Source organism: Microbacterium sp. Bi128 (assembly GCF_918698205.1).
The window spans coordinates 1-3,077 of sequence record NZ_CAKKMM010000567.1 but is presented as its reverse complement, the minus strand read 5'-3'; the positions used below and the strand labels follow the sequence as shown (position 1 = coordinate 3,077).

The 3,077-nt window shown below is 68.4% G+C and carries 5 protein-coding genes; all 5 read right to left on the bottom strand.

All coding sequences use genetic code 11. The features are described from left to right. On the bottom strand, positions 1-1,496 hold a 1,496-nt coding region (locus LQV45_RS22995), incomplete at its 3' end, for a phage tail tape measure protein (protein ID WP_230008978.1). 5 nt (positions 1,497-1,501) lie between these two features. Then, the gene (locus tag LQV45_RS22990; RefSeq protein WP_115918498.1) at positions 1,502-1,696 is read right to left on the bottom strand and encodes a hypothetical protein; all 195 of its coding nucleotides are present in this window, start codon (positions 1,694-1,696) and stop codon (positions 1,502-1,504) included. A 29-nt stretch (positions 1,697-1,725) separates the two neighbouring features. After that, positions 1,726-2,106 (bottom strand): hypothetical protein, encoded by a 381-nt coding sequence (locus LQV45_RS22985; protein WP_230008977.1) that lies wholly within the window; start codon positions 2,104-2,106, stop codon positions 1,726-1,728. Positions 2,107-2,122: 16 nt separating this feature from the next. Beyond that, positions 2,123-2,701, bottom strand: a complete 579-nt coding sequence (locus LQV45_RS22980; RefSeq protein ID WP_230008976.1) for a hypothetical protein — start codon at positions 2,699-2,701, stop codon at positions 2,123-2,125. Positions 2,702-2,706: 5 nt separating this feature from the next. Next, positions 2,707-3,077: phage tail tube protein (locus LQV45_RS22975; protein ID WP_230008975.1), on the bottom strand; the 371-nt coding region annotated here is incomplete at its 5' end.

Sequence of the window (3,077 nt, the reverse complement as noted above, 5' to 3'; positions counted from 1 at the left end):
GCCTTGGTGCCGAAGAACTGCACCGCGAGCGCGTTCCGTTCCACCGGATCGGTGACGCCGAGCAGCCCGTCGCGCACCATCTGCAGCGCCCGCTGCGCCTCGGGGCCACCGGTGGCGATTGCGTTCGCCGCCCACTCGCCGTCGATCCCGAGCCGGCGGTACGCCTTACCCAGAGCGGTCGAGTCGTCGGCCGCTGCAGCGTTCGCCGCGGTCGCGGCTTCCGTGGCATCTACGACCCCCTGCTGCGCCTGCGCGAGTGCTTCCTGCGCCGATCGCACCGCGCGAGATCCGTCGACGCCGGCGCGGTCGGCTTCCGCTTTCTCACTCGCGAGATCCGCCGTCTGCTGCTTCTGCTGCTGGTAGCGGTACACCGCCTCGTCGTAGGCGAGTTGCGCCTCCTTCGAGTCGAGAGCCGACGCGCTCGGCGCGCTGCGCGCGGCGTCGAGTTCGGCTTTCGCGCGGTCGACGGCATCCTGCAGCAGCTGCCGCTCGCCGGCCGAGGCGTTCCCTCCGAACTGCTGCATGCGGTTTGTGGCCGCGATGTAGGCCGCTTCCGCCGCGGCGACAGCATCCCCGCCACCGGTGGCGATCTCGGTCAGCTTCCGTTTCGCGCGCTCGACCGCGAGGGCCGCGCCACGCTCGGAGAGCTGCGCGCCCTGCAGCTGCTCGGCCAGGCTCGCGAGATCTCGAACGGCCTGCTGCCGGGCGGCGTTCAGATCCTGCTGCGCCTGCACCTCGGATCGCTGCGCCCGCGCCAGATCGAGCCCCGCCCGCTGCGCCTCTTTCATCGCCGCGGCCGTTTCCGCGGTCGAGCGCCGCACGGGCTCCTGCCCGCGAATGGTGAACTCTTTCAGAGCGTCCGCGAGGAAATCGCTATTACGCGCACCCGCGGCCATTCCCTGATTGAGAATGCCGAGCGACTCTTTTCCATCGAGCCCCAGTTTCTTGAAAAACGGGGAATACTCGGTGAACGTGTCGAGCAGGTCATCGGCCTGATTCGCATTCGACTGCAGGCCGGCGGCGATCACGTCCATAGCCTCACGGGCAGACGGTGCGAGATCGTTCCGCATGAGCGCGCCGGCGGCACCGGTGGCTTTGTTCACGTCCTGCTCGAACACGTCGGCGATCGCGAGCGCCTCGGCTGTGACCTCTGCCATTTCGGTGTCGGCGAGATCGCCCATGTTGCGACGCACCGACGACAGCCCGCGATTCACCTCGGGCAGTTCGCCGGTAAACCCCTTCGCCCACACCTGGCCGGCGAGCTTGCCGTACCGTGCGGCATCCGCCGGCATGGTGCTGAGTTCGGCAGTCAGCCGGGCCTGCGCCTGGCCGGTTTCCATCGAGCCCGTGATCGCATCGCCGATCTTCGCTTTCGCCCACCCAGCGGCAATGCCGGCCGCGGCCCCGATCGCCACCGTCTTGAAACCGTCGATGACCTGTCGGGCCTGCTGGTCTTTCGCCACCACGTTGATGATGAAATCTTTCGCCGTGCTCACGACGGTTACCCCCTTCTGCCGGTTGGGCGGGATGAGCGGCGCGCCTCGATCTCGCGGGCGCGCTTCTCGCGGGCGGCGACGCGTTCGTCGCACTGCAGGGCCAGGTGCGCCCAGAGGTCGGCATCCATGCGGTCGATGACCTCGGGCGTGTAGCTCGGCCAGAACTCAGCGCTGCCGATGATGAGCACGCGCTTGCGCACCTGATCCTCGACGAACGGTTCGGCCGCGTTCAGCCGATCGACGGCTGCTCGGGCGGGATCACCGCCTGCAGAGCGTCGGCCTCGGGCTCGACCGGAGGGTGCGGGCTCTGCTCACCCTCCGCGCCCTCTTCGTCGATCTCGCCGGGCTCGACCTCGGTACGCGCGTACCAGTGATTCAGCCGGTCGTCGTCCATGAGATCGGGCATCCGCTCCCCCACGCCCGCGCGGTGCAGCGTGATGAACAGCGGCAGCGCGATCATCCAGTCGAGCGAGGCCATGACGTCGCCCATGTCCTGCGGGCTGGTCTTGAACGCGCGGCGATACTGCGTCTGTGCCAGCACCTTCTCCTGCACGGTGGGCTTGCGTTCGAGGTCGACGACGCGACCATCTTCGAGAGTGAGTTTCGCCATGAGGGGTTCCCTTCGGTCAGGTGTCAGAGATCGACGCGAGCGCCTCGTCGAGCGCCACGTCGATTCGGCGCGCCATACGGTCAGCGCCCCGGAATGCCGGCGCCCAGAAGTAGGGCTGCCCGGCCTGGTACTGCATCCGCTCCCGATCGCCGAATGTCGGGTGCCGGAAACGCTTGGACTGCCAGAACGTCGCGCCGTTCTTCTTGGCATTGGTCGTGCGGATGGATACGCCGGTTCGTTTCTCGGAGATCACCACGCGGGTGCGCAGGCTCCCGCTGATCGCCTTGCGTAGCCCCCGACCGCGGCCGGCACGCTTGACGTCCGCGGCCTCGTAGACGTTCAGCTTGCGCGTGTGCCACTTGCCGGTTTTCGCGTTGCGCCAGCGCGCTGTTCGTTGCCGGGCGACGGTGACTCCGCGCGGCAGCGGGCCGGCGAGTTCGGCCCGCTGCTCGGCGATGATCTCGTCGCCCGAGCGGCGCATGTCGCGACGCACCGCTCGGGCGAGCTTGGGGCTGAACTCGCGGATTCTCTCGAACCGCACGCGGACGCTGCTCGTGTCGAGCGCGACCTGCGGTGTGACGTTCCCGCGAGGCATCCCGGTCAGGGGGTGGTGTCGAGGGTGCGGTAGACGATGTAGATCGGCTGCGAGGCGGTGTCGTTGTCGAACGCTTCCCAGTCGATCGACTGCGTGATCGGCTCCCCGCCGTTCGAGCCCGGCACGTCACCCTTGAGTCGCAGCGAGGGGATGATGATCTGCAGCAGCGCGTTGCTCGCCGATCCGCCCGTGCTGATGACGTCCGAGTGTGTGAACGTGAGGTGGAGCGCGAGCGGGGTCTGCGCCAGGTAGGCGTCGCGCAGCACGTTGCTCGAATACTCGGCCGTGAACGACCCCGAGATCTCGGGACGGCCATATACCGGGCGCCGCGAGCGCAGACCCGCGCCGCCCATGTTCCACCCGCCGCCGTCGAGGT